Annotated in this window: 22 protein-coding genes; 6 read left to right on the top strand and 16 right to left on the bottom strand. The window is 31.6% G+C overall.

Annotated elements, in window-relative coordinates:
• Window positions 1-191: 191 nt before the first annotated feature.
• Both PFY09_RS09550 and PFY09_RS09545 read left to right on the top strand, forming a co-directional pair.
• Window positions 192-425, top strand: coding sequence for a helix-turn-helix domain-containing protein (locus tag PFY09_RS09550; protein ID WP_271162252.1), 234 nt, complete (start codon window positions 192-194; stop codon window positions 423-425).
• A gap of 41 nt (window positions 426-466) precedes the next feature.
• Window positions 467-649 (top strand): helix-turn-helix domain-containing protein, encoded by a 183-nt coding sequence (locus tag PFY09_RS09545; RefSeq protein ID WP_271162251.1) that lies wholly within the window; start codon window positions 467-469, stop codon window positions 647-649.
• A 430-nt stretch (window positions 650-1,079) separates the two neighbouring features.
• Here PFY09_RS09545 and PFY09_RS09540 read toward each other — a convergent pair whose 3' ends face one another.
• Both PFY09_RS09540 and PFY09_RS09535 read right to left on the bottom strand, forming a co-directional pair.
• Window positions 1,080-2,009, bottom strand: a complete 930-nt coding sequence (locus tag PFY09_RS09540) for an IS256 family transposase, variant Zn-binding type (RefSeq protein ID WP_271160456.1) — start codon at window positions 2,007-2,009, stop codon at window positions 1,080-1,082.
• Window positions 2,010-2,170: 161 nt separating this feature from the next.
• Window positions 2,171-5,560: an SMEK domain-containing protein gene (locus PFY09_RS09535; protein ID WP_271162250.1), complete on the bottom strand. Its 3,390-nt coding sequence runs from the start codon at window positions 5,558-5,560 to the stop codon at window positions 2,171-2,173.
• A 196-nt stretch (window positions 5,561-5,756) separates the two neighbouring features.
• On the opposite strand from PFY09_RS09535, the gene PFY09_RS09530 reads away from it, so the two are divergent.
• Window positions 5,757-6,599, top strand: a complete 843-nt coding sequence (locus PFY09_RS09530) for a tyrosine-type recombinase/integrase (protein ID WP_271162249.1) — start codon at window positions 5,757-5,759, stop codon at window positions 6,597-6,599.
• A 178-nt stretch (window positions 6,600-6,777) separates the two neighbouring features.
• Here PFY09_RS09530 and PFY09_RS09525 read toward each other — a convergent pair whose 3' ends face one another.
• From PFY09_RS09525 to PFY09_RS09510, 4 genes are all read right to left on the bottom strand, one after another.
• Window positions 6,778-7,587, bottom strand: a complete 810-nt coding sequence (locus tag PFY09_RS09525; protein WP_271162248.1) for a helix-turn-helix domain-containing protein — start codon at window positions 7,585-7,587, stop codon at window positions 6,778-6,780.
• Window positions 7,588-7,597: 10 nt separating this feature from the next.
• The gene (locus PFY09_RS09520) at window positions 7,598-8,077 is read right to left on the bottom strand and encodes a manganese efflux pump (RefSeq protein ID WP_271162247.1); all 480 of its coding nucleotides are present in this window, start codon (window positions 8,075-8,077) and stop codon (window positions 7,598-7,600) included.
• Between the two features lie 79 nt (window positions 8,078-8,156).
• Window positions 8,157-8,903 carry an SDR family NAD(P)-dependent oxidoreductase gene (locus PFY09_RS09515; RefSeq protein WP_271162246.1) on the bottom strand — a complete coding sequence of 249 codons (747 nt, stop codon included), beginning with the start codon at window positions 8,901-8,903 and terminating at the stop codon, window positions 8,157-8,159.
• Window positions 8,904-9,373: 470 nt separating this feature from the next.
• Window positions 9,374-9,550, bottom strand: coding sequence for a SymE family type I addiction module toxin (locus PFY09_RS09510; protein ID WP_271162245.1), 177 nt, complete (start codon window positions 9,548-9,550; stop codon window positions 9,374-9,376).
• Window positions 9,551-9,854: 304 nt separating this feature from the next.
• On the opposite strand from PFY09_RS09510, the gene PFY09_RS09505 reads away from it, so the two are divergent.
• Complete coding sequence (locus PFY09_RS09505) at window positions 9,855-10,112, top strand: hypothetical protein (RefSeq protein ID WP_116097037.1); 258 nt, start codon at window positions 9,855-9,857, stop codon at window positions 10,110-10,112.
• A 43-nt stretch (window positions 10,113-10,155) separates the two neighbouring features.
• Window positions 10,156-10,371 (top strand): helix-turn-helix domain-containing protein, encoded by a 216-nt coding sequence (locus tag PFY09_RS09500; protein WP_271162244.1) that lies wholly within the window; start codon window positions 10,156-10,158, stop codon window positions 10,369-10,371.
• 163 nt (window positions 10,372-10,534) lie between these two features.
• Here PFY09_RS09500 and PFY09_RS09495 read toward each other — a convergent pair whose 3' ends face one another.
• From PFY09_RS09495 to PFY09_RS09485, 3 genes are all read right to left on the bottom strand, one after another.
• Window positions 10,535-11,029, bottom strand: a complete 495-nt coding sequence (locus tag PFY09_RS09495; protein ID WP_271162243.1) for a hypothetical protein — start codon at window positions 11,027-11,029, stop codon at window positions 10,535-10,537.
• A gap of 68 nt (window positions 11,030-11,097) precedes the next feature.
• Window positions 11,098-12,006: a hypothetical protein gene (locus PFY09_RS09490; RefSeq protein WP_271162242.1), complete on the bottom strand. Its 909-nt coding sequence runs from the start codon at window positions 12,004-12,006 to the stop codon at window positions 11,098-11,100.
• A gap of 302 nt (window positions 12,007-12,308) precedes the next feature.
• Window positions 12,309-12,488 (bottom strand): SymE family type I addiction module toxin, encoded by a 180-nt coding sequence (locus tag PFY09_RS09485; RefSeq protein WP_268055146.1) that lies wholly within the window; start codon window positions 12,486-12,488, stop codon window positions 12,309-12,311.
• Between the two features lie 269 nt (window positions 12,489-12,757).
• Between PFY09_RS09485 and PFY09_RS09480 the strand changes: the two genes are divergently transcribed.
• A complete protein-coding gene (locus PFY09_RS09480; protein WP_256040103.1) occupies window positions 12,758-13,009 on the top strand; it encodes a helix-turn-helix domain-containing protein in 252 nt (83 codons plus the stop codon).
• Between the two features lie 340 nt (window positions 13,010-13,349).
• On the opposite strand, the gene PFY09_RS09475 is transcribed toward PFY09_RS09480, so the two are convergent.
• The 7 genes from PFY09_RS09475 to PFY09_RS09445 form a co-directional block, all read right to left on the bottom strand.
• Window positions 13,350-13,910, bottom strand: a complete 561-nt coding sequence (locus tag PFY09_RS09475) for a hypothetical protein (RefSeq protein ID WP_256040104.1) — start codon at window positions 13,908-13,910, stop codon at window positions 13,350-13,352.
• Between the two features lie 285 nt (window positions 13,911-14,195).
• Entirely contained in the window at window positions 14,196-14,906 is a 711-nt protein-coding gene (locus PFY09_RS09470) for a hypothetical protein (protein ID WP_256040105.1), read from the bottom strand.
• A gap of 621 nt (window positions 14,907-15,527) precedes the next feature.
• Complete coding sequence (locus PFY09_RS09465) at window positions 15,528-15,923, bottom strand: hypothetical protein (protein WP_271162241.1); 396 nt, start codon at window positions 15,921-15,923, stop codon at window positions 15,528-15,530.
• A gap of 150 nt (window positions 15,924-16,073) precedes the next feature.
• Entirely contained in the window at window positions 16,074-17,699 is a 1,626-nt protein-coding gene (gene groL / locus PFY09_RS09460; protein ID WP_076390782.1) for a chaperonin GroEL, read from the bottom strand.
• Between the two features lie 74 nt (window positions 17,700-17,773).
• The gene (locus PFY09_RS09455; RefSeq protein ID WP_268055142.1) at window positions 17,774-18,130 is read right to left on the bottom strand and encodes a four helix bundle protein; all 357 of its coding nucleotides are present in this window, start codon (window positions 18,128-18,130) and stop codon (window positions 17,774-17,776) included.
• 47 nt (window positions 18,131-18,177) lie between these two features.
• Window positions 18,178-18,456, bottom strand: coding sequence for a co-chaperone GroES (locus PFY09_RS09450; protein ID WP_029295711.1), 279 nt, complete (start codon window positions 18,454-18,456; stop codon window positions 18,178-18,180).
• Window positions 18,457-18,604: 148 nt separating this feature from the next.
• Complete coding sequence (locus PFY09_RS09445) at window positions 18,605-19,327, bottom strand: DUF3108 domain-containing protein (RefSeq protein ID WP_271162240.1); 723 nt, start codon at window positions 19,325-19,327, stop codon at window positions 18,605-18,607.
• Between the last annotated feature and the right edge of the window lie 27 nt (window positions 19,328-19,354).

Here is a 19,354-nt window from a genome sequence, read left to right as displayed (position 1 = left end):
TGATAAATTGTGTTTTGTTGATCTCTAAATAAGCAATTGATTGTTTATTAAATTTTGACAATTCTATATCAGAATCTTTTTAGTATTCTGAATAATATTCTTTTTCAAATATACGAAATTTACCGTTTGTTATAAGTTCTTGTAACAAAATTTATAAAAAAAATTACGCCCTTTGTGTAAACTGCTTACAAATGGACGTTTTACAAGATGAAATACTAAAAAAATTTGGAGAACACGTTAAAGATTTAAGACTTAAATCCGGACTTACGCAAGATGATGTTGTTCTTAACAGCTCCAAAATTACTAAAGCTACAATAAGTGATATAGAAAATGGAAAAAGAAATTTTGCATTTACTACATTAATTGATCTTGCTAAAGGTCTAAATGTGCCACCTAAAGATTTGTTGAATATTAATTTTGATTAAAAAAGTTAGAAATTTTCTGAATAACTACGTCAACATTTACAATGGATAGAATTGAATTTCGAATAGCTTTTGGGAAAAGAATTGAAAAATTTAGAAAGGAATTGGGATTAAGCTATCGGGAATTAGCTCAAAAATGTGATGTCGACCATAGTAATATCAGCAAAATTGAAAAAGGAGAAGTTGATGTTAGAATTTCTACCATACAGGAATTAGCGAAAGGTTAGAAGTACATCCGCAAGAATTGTTTGATTTTGAAGTGGGGTAGAAGTTTTGAGGGGAGGAAGAGGTATTTTTTTTAATTTATTGGCTAATAGAATAAAGTTTTGGAGCTTGCGTAGTCTCGAATTTCATAGCACTTCGCTTTCAGGCAAGTAAATGTTAATGGTTTAATAAATGCACAATACTTGATTAATCATGTTATTAACTATTGTGACAAATTGCTTGTTAGCGGAAGTGGTAATGTGGTCAAAAATAGTTGGTGTTTTTGTCAGAAATAATTCGTAATATTTTGCGGTTGATTGGAAGAGGAAGTGAGCAATGCTGAGGAGCAACTTACCAGCAATACAATCAACGCTGTAAACAATAGTTTAGAGGATGGTTTTTACCATCCTTTTTTTGTAAATTATTGGAACAGCTCTATGGCTAAAAAAACCTTTATGGTTTTAGATTTCTATAAAAAAGATACCACTGGATAAACTTTTTCCTCCGACTTTTTGTAAGCCCCCGATGAATATTTAGATGACCTTTTAAATGACCAAAAAAAGATTCTATTCCATTGGTTGTTTTCGGGATTTTAGGATCCTGCAGGAACGAAAACATATTTGGCAAAGCTTTTTTGATAACCGAAAAACATCTTCTCACCATTTTGTGCGTGTACCAATATCTTCCGGTTTCCTGGCTGTATGATTTTTCATTCAAAAATTCTTTATGCTTTTCAGACCAATCCAAAAACTCTTTGATCCAATACTGCTTTTTAACTTCGTTGTCAATAAAATGAATTTTACAGACAATTTCACGCAACTCAAAACCTGCTACAGATTTCGGATAGGCGGAAAGCCATATTTTGCACATCCTTTGAATATGAACCAGACATCTCTGAACAGGAACTTTAGGACAAACTTTTCGGATGGCTTTCAGTAGAGATTTATCGCCATCACAGGTTATCCCGCCAATTTTTATTCCTAAATTCAAGATGTTTTCCAAATCCTCTTTGAGTTCTTCATAATGCTCACCGTCAGTAATTCTGTAAAGCTGGGTTTGCTTAAAAACATTATCTCTGTAAACCACCAAACAGATTTCATTGGAGAAATAAGTGCCGTCAATCAGTAAATAAACCTCCTTGTTCTGGTTGTAACTGAGTTTTGGAGCTTTACTAAGCATCACGTTAAAATACCGTTGAAGAGTACTTACCGAATATCCAGATTCTGCTGAAATCTGCTCATAAGTCTGTTTCCCAACAATCCATTTTTTGAACCAAATTTCTTTGTTTTTTAGGCCCACAGATTTATTCTCCGAAGTAAAATGAATGCCACAGTTTTTACATTTAAAACGACGCTTTCCGTTTTGCTTTCCCCAAGAAATCACATCCAGACTTTTGCAACTCCAACAACGATTTTTTTTGAATTTCCAGCCATAAAAAAAGTTTATTGAAACAAAGTTCAATAAACTTTATGTATCATCAGTAACAATCGACAATGCAAAGAATTTTACCAACTATTTTTGACTATTAAACCGCGGAAGTTATTTTATAAAACTTCATACAAAATCTCTCTAATTTTATTTTTTTTATTTTCAGATTTTTCCTTTTTTATACTTTCAATTGTCGGTATTATTAGATTATCATAATCTGATTTTTCTCCAACAAGGTATATTAAGTATAGCTTTTCGAATAAGTCTAATTTTGAGGCTGTAACTTCTGAAATGAATTTTTGTTTATCAAAATCCTCTTCTAATTCAAATTTTTTATGACGTACTTCTCTTTGATTTTTTATCCATTGAAGGAGTTTTTTAGAATCTACAGTTGGAGTATTAAATAGAATTTTCAATGCAAAGTTTAACACATTACCTAAGTCTATATTTGTAGACCAGTGTAAAGTATTTTGATACTTAATAATATTTAATAGTGTCTCATAATTATCAATCACAAATTCAGTTTTTGATTTCAATATTATAGACATCAGTAAATCAAGAAACTTAAGATAAGATTCAGTTTCGTCCAAAAAATATGTACTTAATTCCTTTTTATTCAATGGAAAAGTGATGAAATTAACTTTATTATCTTTGATTAGTGCGATTTTTGAGGTGTCATTTTTCTTTAAATATATTTTTGTTCCTTTAAAGTTGCATATTTCATATTCACTTAAATCATAAGATTTAAATTCCTCAAGTTCTTTTATTCGATTTTCTATTTTAGGTAATTCTAAGCCTTTATATTCTTGCTTTAAAACTTTGACAAATTCTTTCAAGTCATCAATATCACTCATGCCAATTGAAAAAACGTTAAAGTTTATAAAATCTATTCGCATTTTTTCATTTTGAATTTGTCTAATTGAAAGAAGTTTTTCCTCTTTTATTTTTTTAAAGTAATCAGCTGCGGTTCTGTTCTTGATGTAAGACTCAAAATCACCTCTTTTTATTGATTCAAAAGCACAATGGTATTGAGTTGGAAGATGTCCATTATACTCCTTTAAATACTGAACTGAGTTTATATATTTTACAATCTCATCTCGAAACTCAGAAGAAAATACAATTTCCGAAACTGGCATTACTACGTTGTAATTGAATAGTAGTTCTTTTAACTTAGTATTATCAGATTTAAGTATCTTAATCAATTCCTCATACACAATAGCGGCTTCTGCTTTATGCATTAATATTTGCATTAAGTTGATTCTCAAAGTAGTTGATACGGTTTCGTTATTAATTTCTTTAATTATCCGTTCAATAATATAATTCTGATAAGTTTTAGTTTCAATTAGGGTCTCAATAAAGTGCTTGAATATAAATACTTCTCTATTATGATCATTTTTTTCGGAATGACTTTGTTCCTTATGAGTCAATATTTCATTGAATATTTTATCAATTATTTCTATGAAAAATGGAAACTCAATTTCTGTATCATCTTTAAGTATTTGAAGAACTATTTTGAGAGGTCGATACATTTCAGGAATTATATCATTAACTGCTATAATATCCTTTACAAAATTAGTTGCGTACTGCCTTCCCAAACGACTTTGTTCACTATACTTAAATAATGAAGCGGTTAATTTAATAACTTCGCTCCAAGCCGAATTAAAAACATACTCTTCAAAATTGGACTTATAACATTCTTCTTTCCATCGTGTTTTAAATTCAAGTGCTGTAAAGTATTCTTGGAATGTTTGATGAACAAATCCAAACATGGATTCTCCATTTTCGTTTAAACCCTTTTCAAATAGAAAACCAGCATCTTCCCTCAGAAAGTCAATAATGTCCTTTAAATCTTGAGCTTCTTCCCTTGGTTTTTGGTAAGGATATATGTTTCTATACTCTTTTTGGAAAAGTGCTTTTAACTTACTTTCCGTAATTAGACCTGTAGTAAAATTCTGGTGTATATAATATGAAATCGGAGCAAGTATGGCAATAAGTGTTTCTTTGTCAAAATTTGAGTTTCTTTGTGACTCCCTTTGACGAACCCAATTTTCTAAAAAAGTTGATGTAGCTATATCGTAAAGAGAGGCTCTCCTTTCAGGTAATGTTCCACCTTGGTAATGTATAAGTGTAATAATTGTAACAAGTAACGGGTTACTTGCCATATTCAAGACTGATTTATTTTGTCTTATTGAATCAAAAAGTTCTTTTGCGTTTATTTTTGCTTTTTCTAAATCATTATCAGAATTTGATACTACCGATAAATACCAATTAGTGATAAATTGTTTAATTTGTTTTTCTCCAAATTTCATTACTTCAAGATGATTGAAGTAACCGTTTAATCTAGTTTCTTTATATCCTACAATTCTTGAGGATACAATAATTTTTGTTTCTGGGTATTGAGCAATAAAAGCATTTATTCGATTTACTACTGTATGGCGAAGGTTTGTTATGTTTATCTCATCTATTCCATCAACTAAGACAAGCAGTTGATTGCATTCAAGTTTTTGAGTAAACAAAAACTCATACTTTTTATCAATGTGATCAATGATGTATTCCGAGAGGTTTTTTGCTGTAGTTGAAACGTATTTTGCAAATTCACTTCCTTTAATTAAAACAGGAACTAGGTCGCTAAATTGACTTTCAGAAGGTCTATTGGTACAAATATTATAGGCTAAATGTTTTAATATTGTTGATTTTCCAGAACCAGGATCTCCTAAGACAACTAATTTATTAAAATCACTAAGTGCATTTTCTAAGGTAAATATTATTTCCTTTTTTTCATTTTGTAGTTCATCATTTGTCTTTCCGATTTCACTTTCGATTTTTAACTCTAAAGGGACATAAATATTTTCTAGATTAATTTTTACGAGAGTGTTGTTGATTTTAGGTGAAAATCCTTTGATATCTAAAAATTTGTAATAATTATGAATGAATGAATCATATTCGTTTAATCCTTTACAATATAAATTCCATTTATCTAGTTCCGGTCTATTGTCGGAAAATTGTTTTTCCAATAATTCGCAAACAGAATTGATTTTATCAAGGTCGTTTTGTTTATTTAATTCTGTATATAAATCAGTTCTATCTATTATGTTTTTCACATTAAATGTGATTTTACCATCTAATATTTTATCAATTTTTATTTGGTCATATTTTTTTTGCTTCTCAGTTATTATAAAAACATAAACGTTATCAAATTCCTTGTAAAGGTCGTTTTCAATAAATTTACTTAATGTATGTTTAACTTTTTCTAAGTTAGCAGAAGATGTAACTTGAAATGAAATTCTATTAGCTTTATCTCTTAGGTCTATACTTGGATAGATTTTACCTTCAACATAATTGACGTTTTCCAGATTACAGTCATAAATTTCATTTAATACATTTATTAAAATGTTTTCAGCGTGGATATTGATGCTAAACTCCCCATTTGAATTCAATATTTTTACTTGTTCTCTAAATCGAGAAAGTAATTGTGAAATTCTGTAAAGTTGATATTCTTGGTTCATGTCTGTTTATATAATTTGCCCAAAATCTCTAATTTACACATTGCGCAAATACAAGATTTATAACATGCGTCCATTCATTTTATAATGAACTCAATAATATTGATTAAATCGCTGATTTAAAGCTTTTAAAGTTTGTTTTTTGAGGTTTTTTTTTTTTGTATGGGTGAAGTTTTATATATTTGATGAAAACTTAACCATGGAAATTATTTCGCTTGTAGATTCTTACAAAGAGAAATTAATTATTCAAAGATACAGTTCATCATCTGTAAAAAACTATTCAAGTGCTCTTCAGAATTTTTTGAGTATGGCTTCTCAAAAGTATACAGATCCGCTTGATATTTCTTTAGAAGATGTTGAAAAATTTATCTTTTGGAAAATTAATAAACATCATATTTCTGCATCGCATCAAAGTATTATTCTTTCGAGTATTGCTAAATTTTACAAATTATTATTTGGTAAGGATATCAATCTTAAACATCTGTATCCTAAAAGAAGAGAAACAAAGCTGCCTAAGTTTCTTACCCGCAAAGAAGTAAAAAAGATTCTTGAATGTACCGAAAATATAAAGCATAAAGCTCTCCTTACTACAATTTATTCATGTGGTCTAAGATTAAGTGAAGTTCTGGAACTGAAAATATCGGATATAAAATCTCAGGAATCTGTTCTTTTAATCAGACAGGGAAAAGGGAAGAAGGACAGATTTGTAAACCTCTCTCCCAAATTGCTGGAATTATTGAGAGTGTATTTTAAAATGTATCAGCCGAAAACGTATTTGTTTGAAGGTCAAAATACAGAACAATACTCAAAAAGAAGTGTGCAGCAGGTATTTAAAAACTCTTTAAAAAAGGCAAACATTAGTTCTCCCGCAACCGTTCATACATTGCGCCACTCTTACGCAACACATCTTTTAGAAAACGGTACAGATATCAGAATAATTAAAGAACTTTTAGGGCATAATGATATTAAAACCACAGAAATTTACAACCATATTACAGATATTTCCAAAAGTAAAGTCAAAAGTCCTTTAGATTATTTGTAAAAACGGTTCACAAAAGCAGTATAATTCTCACTGATTAAAACAATAGCTGAGTTCTGTGTTTCGCGATTATTCACAATTCATGAACGGTAATAATCAGTTTCTTTTTCTTCTGCTGAATATTGACTTTTTTTCCTTTACCGATGTCACGGATTGCAAATCCGCGCTATTGGGGCTCTTTTTAGCTGTGGTCTTTTTCTATTTCTGAAGGATTTATTCCAAATTCTGCTTTGAAACTTCTTGAAAAATGTGAAAAATTTACGAAGCCAACATCGTCATAAATTTCGTTGGGCTTTTTGCCTTGTTTTGATATTAAAAAATGGGCTAAATCTAATCGTTTTTTGATAAGCCATTTGTTAGGGGTCTGGTTGAAAATTTCCTGGAAATCTCTTTTAAATGTTGAAATACTCCTGCCAGTGAGTTTTGCAAATTGCGCCAACGGAATATTGTGCATATAATTTTTGTTCATATACGCTTCCAACTCAATTTTAAAATCGTCTTCAAAATTGAAAAGTAAATTTTGAATTGTGGTATACCGAAGCAAAAGTTCAATAATCTCAAAGGTTTTAATAGTCGCTAAATTATTGGTGAGTGCCTCTTGATTTTCAAAATAAGGAAGCATAGAATCGAAAAACCCTTTTAAAAATGGGTCGGGTTGAAATATAAAATTAGGTTTTCCTAAATAATTTCCTTTTGGTAAAATATGGTGCTCTTTTGAATAATTATACAACGTTTCTTTGGGTAAAAAAATGCTGATACTCATAAAGGGCTTATTGTCTTGAGGGATTTTTTGGGTTTTCACTAATTGATTTTTTGATACAAAACCAATATCACCTTTGTTATACTGAAAGATTTCTATTCCGTCGTTAATTATCATTTTTCCATTTAAAATACAGACCAAAGCGTGGTCTTGAACAAAAGGTTCAAAATTTTTTTTCTCTTGCGATGTGCAAGAAAATAAAATATTAATTCTGGTTCTATCTTCAATCATTATTTCAGAATTATGATTTTAATTGTTCATAATAAATTGTCGCTCTTTCTTTTGAAAAATAATCGATTACGGCAAAAGCCATCCCAAATAAGATTAACGAAATAGCGATTGCTTTTAAATTTACATTTTGTGTAAAGTAAAGCAAGACAATGGCTATGAGAAAACAAGCCAAACTAATAGCGATAGACATTGGGTATAAATATTGAAAATCATCTACCCGTTTAATTTCGGCATTTATAAATTCTTTTGGGTTTTGCTTATATTTTTTCGCAGCTTCTTGCTTTTGTTTTCCGTTGGAACGAATCATATTTGCACCTGTTATAGAAAAAAATATACCTATAATCAACATTGGAATCAGCAATGCTTTTGCGGCTGGAGTATTCCCTAAAAAGTAAAATAGTGAAGCCGTTAAGATTAAGAATAATCCAAATGCGAGGATAAATTTTCCCTCAAATATTTCTCCGTTATACCAATTTATCGTGTTTTGCATTATATCCATTTTTATTATTTTTTAAATAGAAACGGCTGTCTCTTTTCAGACAGCCAATTTAGGACTTTATTTATTTTGATTATTTTGCATTATAACCACCGTCAATACTCAATACAGTTCCTGTCATAAAAGGATTTTCGTCTGAAGCCAAAAAGAAAATACCTTTTGCAATATCTTCCGGTTCCCCTAAACGTTTCATCGGGTGCAATGCTTCAATTCCCGAAACATCATAAGTTCCCGAAGCAATTGCATTTTTCAAAATATCGGTTTTAATTGCTCCCGGTGCAACTGCATTTATACGAATATTTTTGGTAGCGTAATCCAATGCACCGCCTTTGGTTAAACCCACAACGGCGTGTTTAGAAGCGTTGTATTGAGCCGTGCTTACTAATCCGTTCAAACCTGCTATGGAAGCAAGGTTTACAATAGTTCCGCCACCTGTTTTCAACATTGCATTAATGGCGTGTTTCATTCCGTAATAAACACCCATTACATTAGTTTCCAGCATTTGTTTCAGTTCGTCCGATTCTGTATCAGCCAATAAAGCATTTCCTAAAGAAACTCCTGAATTATTCACGATAGAATCTAATTTTCCAAATTTTTCTACCGTTTTATCGATTACGTTTTTAACTTGTTCTTCCTGCGTTACGTCTAAAGGAAAGAAAGTTACCTCTGTACCTTCTTTTTTAAATTCTTCCAAAACTTCCGTTTCTTTGTTCGCATTTCTACTTGTAATAACAACATTGTATCCATTTTTTGCAAAATGTAAAGCTGTTGCTTTGCCAATACCTGTTGTTCCACCTGTGATAATTACTGTCTTTGCCATTTTATTCTATTTTAAAATTATTTAACAAAATTAAAACAGCTTCAATGATATTGTTTTTCTGTAAAGTTCAAATTGTTTTTCTGTGAGGTTTGGAACAGTGTTTCGGTAAAATTACAACCAACGTCTAAATTTACGTATTGCGTCAAATACCGATGTCGCGGATTTGCAATCCGTGACTTTAATTTGCTTGCAAATCTGCGCTATCGTATTCTCCGTTAGTTCCAAACAAGGTTGTTTTACACTTCCGGAGTACTACGGAAGTTTTGCGCAATCTGCGGGAAAGCAAATGCAGTTGCAGGAGATTACAAACAAGGTTGTTTTATACTTCCGGAGTACTACGGAGGTTTTGCGCAATCTGCGGGAAAGCAAATGCAGTTGCAGGAGATTACAAACAAAGTTGTTTTACGCTTCCTGCAAACGCCGAAAGTTTCGCGCAACCTGCCGGAAACGAAATGCATTTTTGGATTGTACTATTTCGCAACAGTAATGGTAAGCTTCTTTTTCTTTTGCTGGATGTGTACGGTTTTTCCTTTTCCGAAACCGAGTTCATCAAGCCATTTTCCTCTGAGCCTTATTTCCGGAACGATGATGAGTTGATTGCTGCTTTTCTGAAATCTTGAATAAATTTTAAGTTTTCTTGAATTCATCATGGTGTTTTGTTATCTGATAAATTTGTTTTTGGTTATTTGTTTTACATTTTCTGGCTGTACAGGAGGAAGTTATAAAAATACCTGAACTTCCCGCCTATACAAACCAAGGGTATATGATAAATTGTGTTTTATCTCTAAATAAGCAATTTATTACGGCATTTAATGATTTTATATTTCATCAAACGTAATAAACTTATTCTAATTAATTGCTCGACAAATGTAGTAAAAATATTTTTATATTACCGAATTCGGTAATGATAATTTATACTAATAATTTCAATTTGCACAAAAGAGTGCAGTTATGAATGAATTTAAGACCGATGAAATCAAAAAACTGGTTTCAGAAAAAATAAAAGAAATAAAAGGGGAGGTTCCTTATTCTAAGATTTCTGAAAAGTGCAATGTTACAGCGGCAAGAATTAGTGATGTTGCCAATAACAAAATCGATTGTCAACTCAGTACTTTCATTGAAATTGCTACCGGATTAAGAATACATCCAAAAGAATTATTTGATATTATTTTTGATTTTGAAGAGTATTATTCTGAATTGGATAAATAACTAAATGTAAGGTTCTTTACTATAAAACATGATGTCGCGGATTATGACCAGAGAACAGCTAAAGACAGAATTGGGTAAAAGAATTATTAGGCTTCGCAAACAGAAAGGGTGGAGACAGTCGGATTTTGCCCGTGCCTGTAATAAAGACCGACAGGCAATTGAAAAATTGGAAAACGGAAAAGTAAATCCTACTCTTTATACTTTACTGGAATTGGCTATTGCTTTGGAAATTTCTCTTTCAGAACTGGTGGATTTATAATGATATAGTAGAGATTGTAACTTTTCATTCCTCGATATAGCGGATTTGCAATCCGTGATTTTAATTTTTATATTGTATAAGCATAGATTGCAAATTGGCTATCGGATTTTCTTTTCTCTAAACATTCAGGAATGTCTAAAGTAGATTATCAGGATTCAGATTTTTATATCTCTGATATTTTTGTTTCAGTATTTCGATACTTTTCTTTTAAAGTGTTAATTCTCTGTTCAAAGTACTTATGATTCTCTTCAATTTCTCCGGGGTAAAAATTCAGCCAGCGATTATGCTCTCTATACGCTTTTTGTCCATCAATAAGTTGTTGTTTTCTTTTGGATTCGTTGGGTACCAAAATATTGTCGATGATTAATTTGTACGGCTTTAACATTTCAGACAGGGTATCAAAATTTTCCAGATTCGATCCTGTGTTGTAAATTACAATATTATCTTCCGAACTAATGATCACTTTAGAAAGGTATTCAAGTTTATTCAGCTCTGAATCTTTTGAAGGATCATAATTGTTTTTTTGAAGAACGTCAGAAAAATCCACAATTTTAAAATTAGCAAATTCAGAATTTCTTATATCAGATTCGTCAATCCTATAAGTTAAAATTACTTTCATTTTCTTTTCTGGTTTTGATAAAATTTGTCTGAAATTCATAGTCTTGTTTTTTTTGTTTTACTAAAAATATAAAGCAATTTTCACAAATGTATCATTTCAACCCGTTATTACTTCCAAAATTCCCACCATTTCTTTTGGATTCTGATTTCAGATTTTGGCTTTGTTATATTTTCAGACTTATTTACAGAAGAAATTTCCACTGCCTTCAGATAAATATTTTTATACTCTTCATCTGTTAATTCATCCACTACATATTGTTTCTCATCTACTAAATGAAATTTTTCAGTTGCCAGTAATTTTATTTTATCATACGGAATTTTAATTCTGGATTCTCCGTCTGATAAAACTACTTCATCTGCTTTGCTTAGAAACTGATTTCCATTTTGGTATAAAAGAACAAGCTCCTTATCTTCATCCGTATCTTTATCTGTAAATCTTATAACACTTGGAATATGGTATTTTTCTCTGTCCCAAAATTGTGTGCTGCTGATATAGCCTACTAATCCTTCGTAATAAGATTTCTCGGAACTTGCATCCAGCTTTTTATGAATATTGGGACCGACCAGATAACTCATATAACAGCATACTATTTCTAAAGTATCTCCTTCATTACCTATTTTGTCTAAGAAAATACTTACTCCCAGATATTTTTCTTCTTCTATCCAGTTCTTGTCATAATTGTTTCTAAAGGTAACTATGTCAATAGGATTTTCTATGTCTTCCGGTAATATTTCAGTCTCTGTAAGTTTGGAGAGGGCTTCAACAATATGTAATGCAATTTCAAAATCAGCTTCACTGGCAATTACATTCAGGCTTACGGAATAGTTTTGTTCGCGATAGCTTAAATTTACGCCGCGTGTAGATTTATTTTTAATAAAAGCTTTGTAATTATTTTCCCCAATATAATCATCAATGTCTTCTAAGTGACCAAATTCTATATTTTCGAGAGGCAGCTCGTTGATTAATTGTCTGTACGTGATTTCTTTTTCTGATTGGATATTGAAATAAAAACTCATGGTTTTGTAATTTTATTAGTTTTTTTTAATATTGTGGAGGCAAAATTTTCTTTATGAAAAATTATCAATTGAGAACCTAATTCTTTTCAGCAGTCTTTGGGAATTGATAGCAATTTTCATCAATATCTATATCAAGAATTTTGGGAAATTTTTCATGTTCAAATGAAAGTAGGGTTTCTAATTCGATTTTCATTCGTATTTAGTTTTTAAATATAAGGAGCCGAATATAAGAATTTTAATTTTCAAAAAGCAAAATCTAGTTCCAAGAAGCATAAAGATTATTTTTTCAAATTGAATTTTGTTTACAATTCATCCACCGTAATGATAATTTTGTTTTTCTTCTGCTGAATATTCACCATTTTTCCTTCTCCGAAGCCTATTTCATCAAGCCATTTTCCTCTGAGGCGGATTTCCGGAACGATGATGAGTTTGTTGCTGCTTTTCTGAAATCTTGAATAAATTTTAAGTTTTCTTGAATTCATCATGATGTGTTGTTAAATGATAAATTTGGTTTTGGTTATTTGTTTTTAAATTTTTCTGGCTGTACAGGAAGAAGTTGTAAAAATTTATGAACTTCCTGCCTATACAAACCAAGGGTATATGATAAATTGTGTTTTTAATCTCTAAATAAGCAATTGATTTTATATTAAATGCTTTTATTCGACAAATATAACAAAAAATCACAATACTGGCATATATCCCAATAATATTTATTTTTTATAAATGCAATTTAGTTGAAAACATAGTATTAATGGATTTTCACAAAGACCTGCAAATTTTGATAGGAAAGCGCATTTCTGAAATTAGAATGAAAAATAACCAAACTCAACAAGATTTGGAATTTTTAACAGGTATTGATTCGGCAGAAGTTAGTAAATATGAAAAAGGAAAAAGGAATCTAACCTTAAAAACTATGATAAAGTTTGCCGTAGCATTACAAATTCATCCAAAAGAATTATTTGATTTTGACTTTGATATAAAAAAGTATAAAATTGATGAGTAAACCTCGATATCGCAGATTTGCAATCCGTGATTTAAATTTTTATATTGTATAAGCGTTGATTGGAAATTTTCATGAACGAAGTTCTTTGTTAGGGAAATGTCACTGATTGTAAATCCGCGACATCGGGATAAGTGTATATGTGCTCTATTTACACTTTTTCAATTAAAGTTGTCAACGTGCTTTCACAATATGGATATTGAAATTAAAGCCATGGATTGGGAGTTTACGATATCTGATTTAGAAAATGCTCAATTTTATCAAGCACAAATCACTCAAAATTACTAACACTAAAATTTAGAATCCAAGTCCACTTTTGCCAATGCAATGTTGTATGTCGTTTTTATTCTTTCTTCCCAAACTTGTTAAAAAAGGATTTTCTACCATTTTTATCATACACATATGGATTTGAAAAAGTCTCGTCCCATTTATTCTGAATTGTTGGTAAATCTGCCCCTACAAATTTTTCAAGATCAGTTTTGTTTACTGATATAGTATAGGTTGTTCCTTTGTATGGTAAAATAATTGATACGGTATCAATGTATTCAAGTTTTTTCATAATTCTCACAGAACCATCAACAAGTGCTTTTTCAATAGCATCTCCACTTTCCCAATATCCTTCCAAATCAGATTCGGTCAGTCCTGATTGTGGATTAAGTTCTTTATATTCTTCATAGTTTTTTACATAGATGATTTTTGCACTTTTACCTTCAAGCTCAACTGTTTTTACGGAGCCACCTGCTCTTAATCTTGAAGCTTCTATTTCTAATTTTGATAGTTTTTCATCTTTTGGACTTTCTTGTTCAATTTTTTCTGTCTGGTCAGGCTTACTTTTATTTGCCTGTTTCCCACAACTTATTAAAATCAGAGAAAGAACAGCAACTATAATTATTCTTTTTTTCATTTTCTATTTTTATGTTTAAAAGACATCTTGATAATCCATTAAAGATTTTACTAATTTCTTCAATTTCGATATATTATCCTAAAATTGTTTAAATTAAACTCGATGTCGCGGATTTGCAATCCGTGACTTTAATTTTCATATTGTAAAAGCATAGATTGAAAATTTTCACGAACGAAGTTCTTTGGTAGGGAAATGTCACGGATTGTAAATCCGCGATATCTGGTTTTAAATCCGCGACATCTAGGACGGATTGCAAGTCCGCGCTATCGGTTGTTTAGTTTTTGTTTATTCTAATATTGATCCATCAGAAAAGACAATTTTATCTACTACAAGTTCAAATTTCAAATCTTCAAAATTTGAAGAAGCTATTCTGTTGTCATCTGAATTATATGAATTAGCATCAAACATCATACTATTTTGAAAAGTTGAATTAGGTTGAATTCTATCATTTGTCAAACTCATTTCAAAACCTTTTCCCAACTCGTCACCTAAAGAATTATAAATATTAAAATGAAATTTTATAGCTTTAATTTCCTTTGAGGATTTGTTTTTTACTGCATATTTAAAAATATGATAATCTTGAAACTCATAATTATTAGAATCCGCTTCATGAAAATTATATCCGTAAATGGTAACAACTGCGGCAGCATTCATTTTCGCTTTTTTTTCTGCTTCCTTTTTTTTAGCCTCGGCTGCTAGTTTTTCTTTTTCTAATCTTTCTTTTTTTGCTTCTTCCAAATATTCTTTGTAAGTTTTTTCAAACTTAATTCCTTTCGCAGCATCTTCTCCTTTTGATAAAAATGTACCAAAAACATTCCCTGCTAATTTGTTGGACAGAGCTTCAAAATCTGCTTCAGTGTATTCATCTTTGTACTTTTCTTTAATTTCTTTGATGTCATCTTTAGCAGTTTCAAGAGAGACTTTTTTATCAATGACGTTATTACAGCTTGATAAAGTGAAAATTGCAGCAAATAAATAGATAGTGATTCTTTTCATTTTTATAAAATTTTTGTTTAAAATAGTTATATCTTGTTTATAATTTAATTACAGTTTTTTTAAAAAAATTGTCTAAAATTTGTCAAAATTTTTAACATCTGTTGCATCATATTTCTGATTTGGTGATTCGATTGTAGGTGACTTTGAGGCTTGGCGAAGGTAGGGCTTGGAAGTACAAATGTGCTATCAATAATCATTCTGTTTTTGTTGCCAAATCCATTTCAATTTATACATTGAATCAAATTCATAACATGTGTCATTTAATTAAGGAATTTGCTAAAATATAATGCCGAAGCAGAGTAATTAAAGCTTGATATTAAATGATTTTAAATTTCTTAAAATAGGAGATTTTAAGATTGTTATTAATTTAAAATCTTTTGGAATGTAAAATGAGAAGTTAATTTCAGTTCTTTCACGGTTTAATTAGTTTATTCAAATATACTTAAAAAGAATAATACAAACAAAAACCGCTCTGAAAATCAGAATGGTTTATATATTAATTTACTCGTTCGCTTACTGTTACACTATTTCATTTTAGAATTCCACTACCTATTGTCATAGGTCGATGGTCTTAAATTCGGTGATTGCAAATTATAATAAAGAATTTTTTAATTATAACTTTTAAATACTTCTTGTTGCAATTAATGCACACAATGGGAGAGGGACGCTACCTTCAATATTATAGATAACTTTGCCCATTGAAGAACTGCCTTGTCTTATATTCTTTCCATCAAAGTTAAAAAGAACTGTTCCGATGGAAGAGCTTCCTTGGCGAATATTTTTCCCATCTATATTAAATAAAGTTGTTCCAATAGAAGAACTTCCTTGACGAATATTTTTCCCATCCCAATTATATAAAACAGTTCCCATAGAAGAGCTTCCATTTCTTATATTTGTTCCGTCAAAATTTAAAATAGCTGTTCCCATTGAGGAGCTGCCTTGTCTCAGATTTTTATTGTCCCAGTTAAATAAAACTGTTCCCATGGAAGAACTTCCTTGCCTAATTTTTCCACTCATAATAATTGTTTTTTAGGTTTTAATGAAACTTTTTTTGTAAAATTAAAAGATTGAAATAATATTTCCTTACGGAAAACCATAATTCAAACAAAAAACCGCTCTGGAAATCAGAACGGTTAGTATATTAAATTGCCTCGATCGCAGACCGCATTACATCATTCCCGGCATTCCGCCACCCATTGGCATTGCTGGTTCGTCTTTTTTAACTTCTGTGATTACACATTCTGTTGTTAAAAGCATTCCTGAAACAGAAGCTGCGTTTTCAAGGGCAACTCTTGTTACTTTTGTAGGATCGATGATCCCTGCTTCAAGCATGTTTACATACTCGTCTGTTTTCGCATTGTACCCGAAATCTCCGCTTCCTTCTGCTACTTTAGCAACGATTACAGAACCTTCACCTCCTGCGTTGGCAACGATTTGTCTCAATGGCTCTTCGATCGCTCTTTTCACGATCTTAATACCTGTATTTTCGTCTGCATTTGCACCGGAAAGGCTTTCAAGAGAAGCGATTGCTCTTACCAAAGCAACACCACCACCTGCAACAATACCTTCTTCTACAGCAGCTCTTGTAGCGTGAAGCGCATCGTCCACTCTGTCTTTTTTCTCCTTCATTTCCACTTCAGAAGCAGCACCTACGTAAAGTACAGCAACACCTCCGGCTAGTTTAGCCAGTCTTTCCTGAAGTTTCTCTCTGTCGTAGTCAGAAGTAGTCGTTTCCATCTGAGCTTTGATCTGTGCAACTCTTCCTTTGATTTTGCTGTCGTCACCACCACCGTTTACGATCGTAGTGTTGTCTTTGTCGATAGAAACTTTTTCAGCAGTTCCCAACATATCTAAAGAGATGTTTTCCATTGTGAAACCTTGCTCTTCAGAAATTACCTGTCCTCCGGTTAAGATCGCGATATCTTCCAACATCGCTTTTCTTCTGTCTCCGAATCCAGGCGCTTTTACCGCAGCAATTTTAAGAGAACCTCTTAATTTGTTTACCACTAAAGTTGCCAAAGCTTCTCCTTCAACTTCTTCAGAGATAATTAATAAAGATTTTCCTCCCTGAGCAATTGGTTCAAGAACAGGAAGCAATTCTTTCATGGAAGAGATTTTTTTCTCAACCAAAAGGATGTATGGATTTTCAAGTTCAGCCAACATTTTTTCAGGATTCGTCACGAAATACGGCGACTGATACCCTCTGTCGAATTGCATTCCTTCTACAACGTCTACCGTTGTATCGATTCCTTTAGCTTCTTCTACAGTAATAACTCCTTCTTTACCTACTTTTCCGAACGCTTCAGCGATTAAAGCACCGATAGTTTCGTCGTTGTTAGCAGAAACAGAAGCTACCTGCTTTACTTTATCTGTAGAATCGCCCACTTCCTGAGACTGAGCTTTTAAGTTTTCAACAACTGTTGCAACCGCTTTGTCGATCCCTCTTTTCAAATCCATTGGGTTTGCACCTGCAGCTACGTTTTTAAGACCTTCTCTTACGATAGCCTGTGCCAAAACAGTAGCGGTAGTAGTACCGTCTCCTGCGATATCATTGGTTTTGGAAGCCACTTCTTTTACCATTTGCGCTCCCATGTTTTCTACTCTGTCTTCAAGTTCGATTTCTTTTGCAACTGAAACCCCGTCTTTGGTAACGTGAGGTGCACCGAAAGATTTTTCGATTACCACGTTTCTACCTTTTGGTCCTAAAGTTACTTTTACTGCATTAGCCAATGCATCAACACCTCTTTTTAAAGCGTCTCTTGATTCGATATCGAATTTTATTTCTTTTGCCATTGTTTTAAGCTTTTGGCGATTTGCTTTTAGCTTTTGGCTTTAGCAATTCGCGGTTTATTTTTTATAATTTGATTTTAATTTCCGTTAAGCCTGTTCCAAAGCGTGACAAGCTTCTTTTTTAGCAGGGTTAATTCTTCTGAAAGATTTTGGTATTCATTTTCATTAATGTAATCTAAATCTTTAGCAAGAATTAATTGGTTTTCTGCTTCATTGGATGATCCCAGCGCAATATTGATGAAATTAGCAAACTCTTTATCTGAATTTCTTCCGCTTCCTTCCGAAATATTATATCCGATAGAAGCAAATGATCTCCTGACTTGAGAGGTCAAACCAAACATTTCTTCCTTTGGAAAATTTTTGGTTGAGGTATAAATTTTTAAAGTCAGTTGATGGCTTAATTGCCAAACTTCAAATTTTTTGAAATCTCTCATTTACTATTTTCAATGCTGGAAAGCCATCTGCCAGAAGCAAAAAGCTATTAGCCAATTATTCCTAGTAAATCTCCCTCTTTTACAATTAAATAATCCTTTCCTTCCAATTTCAATTCAGAACCTGAATATTTCCCGTAAAGAACTTTGTCACCCACTTTTACAGTTGTAGGCTCATCTTTTTTGCCCGGGCCAACTGCCACAACAGTACCTTCCTGAGGTTTTTCTTTTGCGGTGTCCGGAATAATAATACCTGAAGCTGTTTTAGTTTCTGCAGCGATCGGCTCGATCAAAACTCTGTCTGCTAATGGTTTAAAGTTTACTGACATAATATATTTAATTTTTTTAATTATTTCTGTCTTCAAATTCTCTAATTGTATGCCAACAGAGACAAAAGAAAATTTTGGCAGACTAATTTTTGCCGAGCGGAAATTTTGGCAGAAAAAAAAGCTTGCCGTTAGACAAACTTTTAATGAATTATTTCACAGATTCCATAACCATTTTTCTTCCGTCGGAATCTATTTCCTGTTTTAAAACCTTTCTTGTTGAAGTATCAATGTAGTAAGTAACGACGGACTTTCTGTCCTGAATATCATCCGTGGTTTTTACGATCCATACTTTTTTGCCGTTAAGATCTCCTTTGGTTATATTTTCCACATAGGCTTTTATAACGCCTTTATTAGCAGCCGGATTATAATCGAAAATTGGAATTTCCACAGATAGATTTTCTTTTAGAGGCATAAATCTTATGATTGCGGGATAGACATTGCTGTCGAAATATTCAGTAGAAATTTTTTCGTCGATAATGTCTTTTTTCTGTGCTTTTTTATCGAAATAATATCCTGTTGCTTTATTTTTTTCAAACTTAATCACCATGTCTCTCATCATATTGTAGGAAGAATGATACATCGGCTGAAAATCTGAAATTCTTACCACCGTAGAATCCGTCCATGGTTTATCCGGAGCCTGATTCATCTTTACCGTAGTTTTAAGAAGAAGTCTGTTTTTGTCTAACTTTTTTACCTCGGACGTTATTTTCCCGATTTCCATTTTCTGGTCACCTTTTTCAGCGTACCATACTGCATCGGAAATTTCATCTTTAATGTATTGCGATTCCAGTTTTACATTACTTGAAACAATGGTTTTCTGAGCAAAAAATTGGGCACTGCTTATTATTAAAAGGATCAGAAATAATCTCATGATTTTTTAATAATAAGTAGTGCCCTT

The sequence above is a fragment of the Chryseobacterium gambrini genome (assembly GCF_027920505.1).
Taxonomy (GTDB): domain Bacteria; phylum Bacteroidota; class Bacteroidia; order Flavobacteriales; family Weeksellaceae; genus Chryseobacterium; species Chryseobacterium gambrini.
This window is presented reverse-complemented; position numbering and strand designations above follow the sequence as displayed.

Bases quoted from the DNA above. Each gene is read 5' to 3' on its own strand.
- PFY09_RS09470 (WP_256040105.1), bottom strand. From the start codon at position 14,906: ATGAAAAGAATCACTATCTATTTATTTGCTGCAATTTTCACTTTATCA.
- PFY09_RS09450 (WP_029295711.1), bottom strand. From the start codon at position 18,456: ATGTCAGTAAACTTTAAACCATTAGCAGACAGAGTTTTGATCGAGCCG.
- PFY09_RS09465 (WP_271162241.1), bottom strand. From the start codon at position 15,923: ATGAGTGGAAAAATTAGGCAAGGAAGTTCTTCCATGGGAACAGTTTTA.
- PFY09_RS09455 (WP_268055142.1), bottom strand. From the start codon at position 18,130: ATGAGAGATTTCAAAAAATTTGAAGTTTGGCAATTAAGCCATCAACTG.
- PFY09_RS09530 (WP_271162249.1), top strand. From the start codon at position 5,757: ATGGAAATTATTTCGCTTGTAGATTCTTACAAAGAGAAATTAATTATT.
- PFY09_RS09475 (WP_256040104.1), bottom strand. From the start codon at position 13,910: ATGAAAAAAAGAATAATTATAGTTGCTGTTCTTTCTCTGATTTTAATA.
- PFY09_RS09550 (WP_271162252.1), top strand. From the start codon at position 192: ATGGACGTTTTACAAGATGAAATACTAAAAAAATTTGGAGAACACGTT.
- PFY09_RS09500 (WP_271162244.1), top strand. From the start codon at position 10,156: ATGACCAGAGAACAGCTAAAGACAGAATTGGGTAAAAGAATTATTAGG.
- PFY09_RS09515 (WP_271162246.1), bottom strand. From the start codon at position 8,903: ATGGCAAAGACAGTAATTATCACAGGTGGAACAACAGGTATTGGCAAA.
- PFY09_RS09535 (WP_271162250.1), bottom strand. From the start codon at position 5,560: ATGAACCAAGAATATCAACTTTACAGAATTTCACAATTACTTTCTCGA.
- groL (WP_076390782.1), bottom strand. From the start codon at position 17,699: ATGGCAAAAGAAATAAAATTCGATATCGAATCAAGAGACGCTTTAAAA.
- PFY09_RS09525 (WP_271162248.1), bottom strand. From the start codon at position 7,587: ATGATTGAAGATAGAACCAGAATTAATATTTTATTTTCTTGCACATCG.
- PFY09_RS09445 (WP_271162240.1), bottom strand. From the start codon at position 19,327: ATGAGATTATTTCTGATCCTTTTAATAATAAGCAGTGCCCAATTTTTT.
- PFY09_RS09545 (WP_271162251.1), top strand. From the start codon at position 467: ATGGATAGAATTGAATTTCGAATAGCTTTTGGGAAAAGAATTGAAAAA.
- PFY09_RS09485 (WP_268055146.1), bottom strand. From the start codon at position 12,488: ATGAATTCAAGAAAACTTAAAATTTATTCAAGATTTCAGAAAAGCAGC.
- PFY09_RS09505 (WP_116097037.1), top strand. From the start codon at position 9,855: ATGAATGAATTTAAGACCGATGAAATCAAAAAACTGGTTTCAGAAAAA.
- PFY09_RS09490 (WP_271162242.1), bottom strand. From the start codon at position 12,006: ATGAGTTTTTATTTCAATATCCAATCAGAAAAAGAAATCACGTACAGA.
- PFY09_RS09480 (WP_256040103.1), top strand. From the start codon at position 12,758: ATGGATTTTCACAAAGACCTGCAAATTTTGATAGGAAAGCGCATTTCT.
- PFY09_RS09510 (WP_271162245.1), bottom strand. From the start codon at position 9,550: ATGAATTCAAGAAAACTTAAAATTTATTCAAGATTTCAGAAAAGCAGC.
- PFY09_RS09495 (WP_271162243.1), bottom strand. From the start codon at position 11,029: ATGAATTTCAGACAAATTTTATCAAAACCAGAAAAGAAAATGAAAGTA.
- PFY09_RS09520 (WP_271162247.1), bottom strand. From the start codon at position 8,077: ATGCAAAACACGATAAATTGGTATAACGGAGAAATATTTGAGGGAAAA.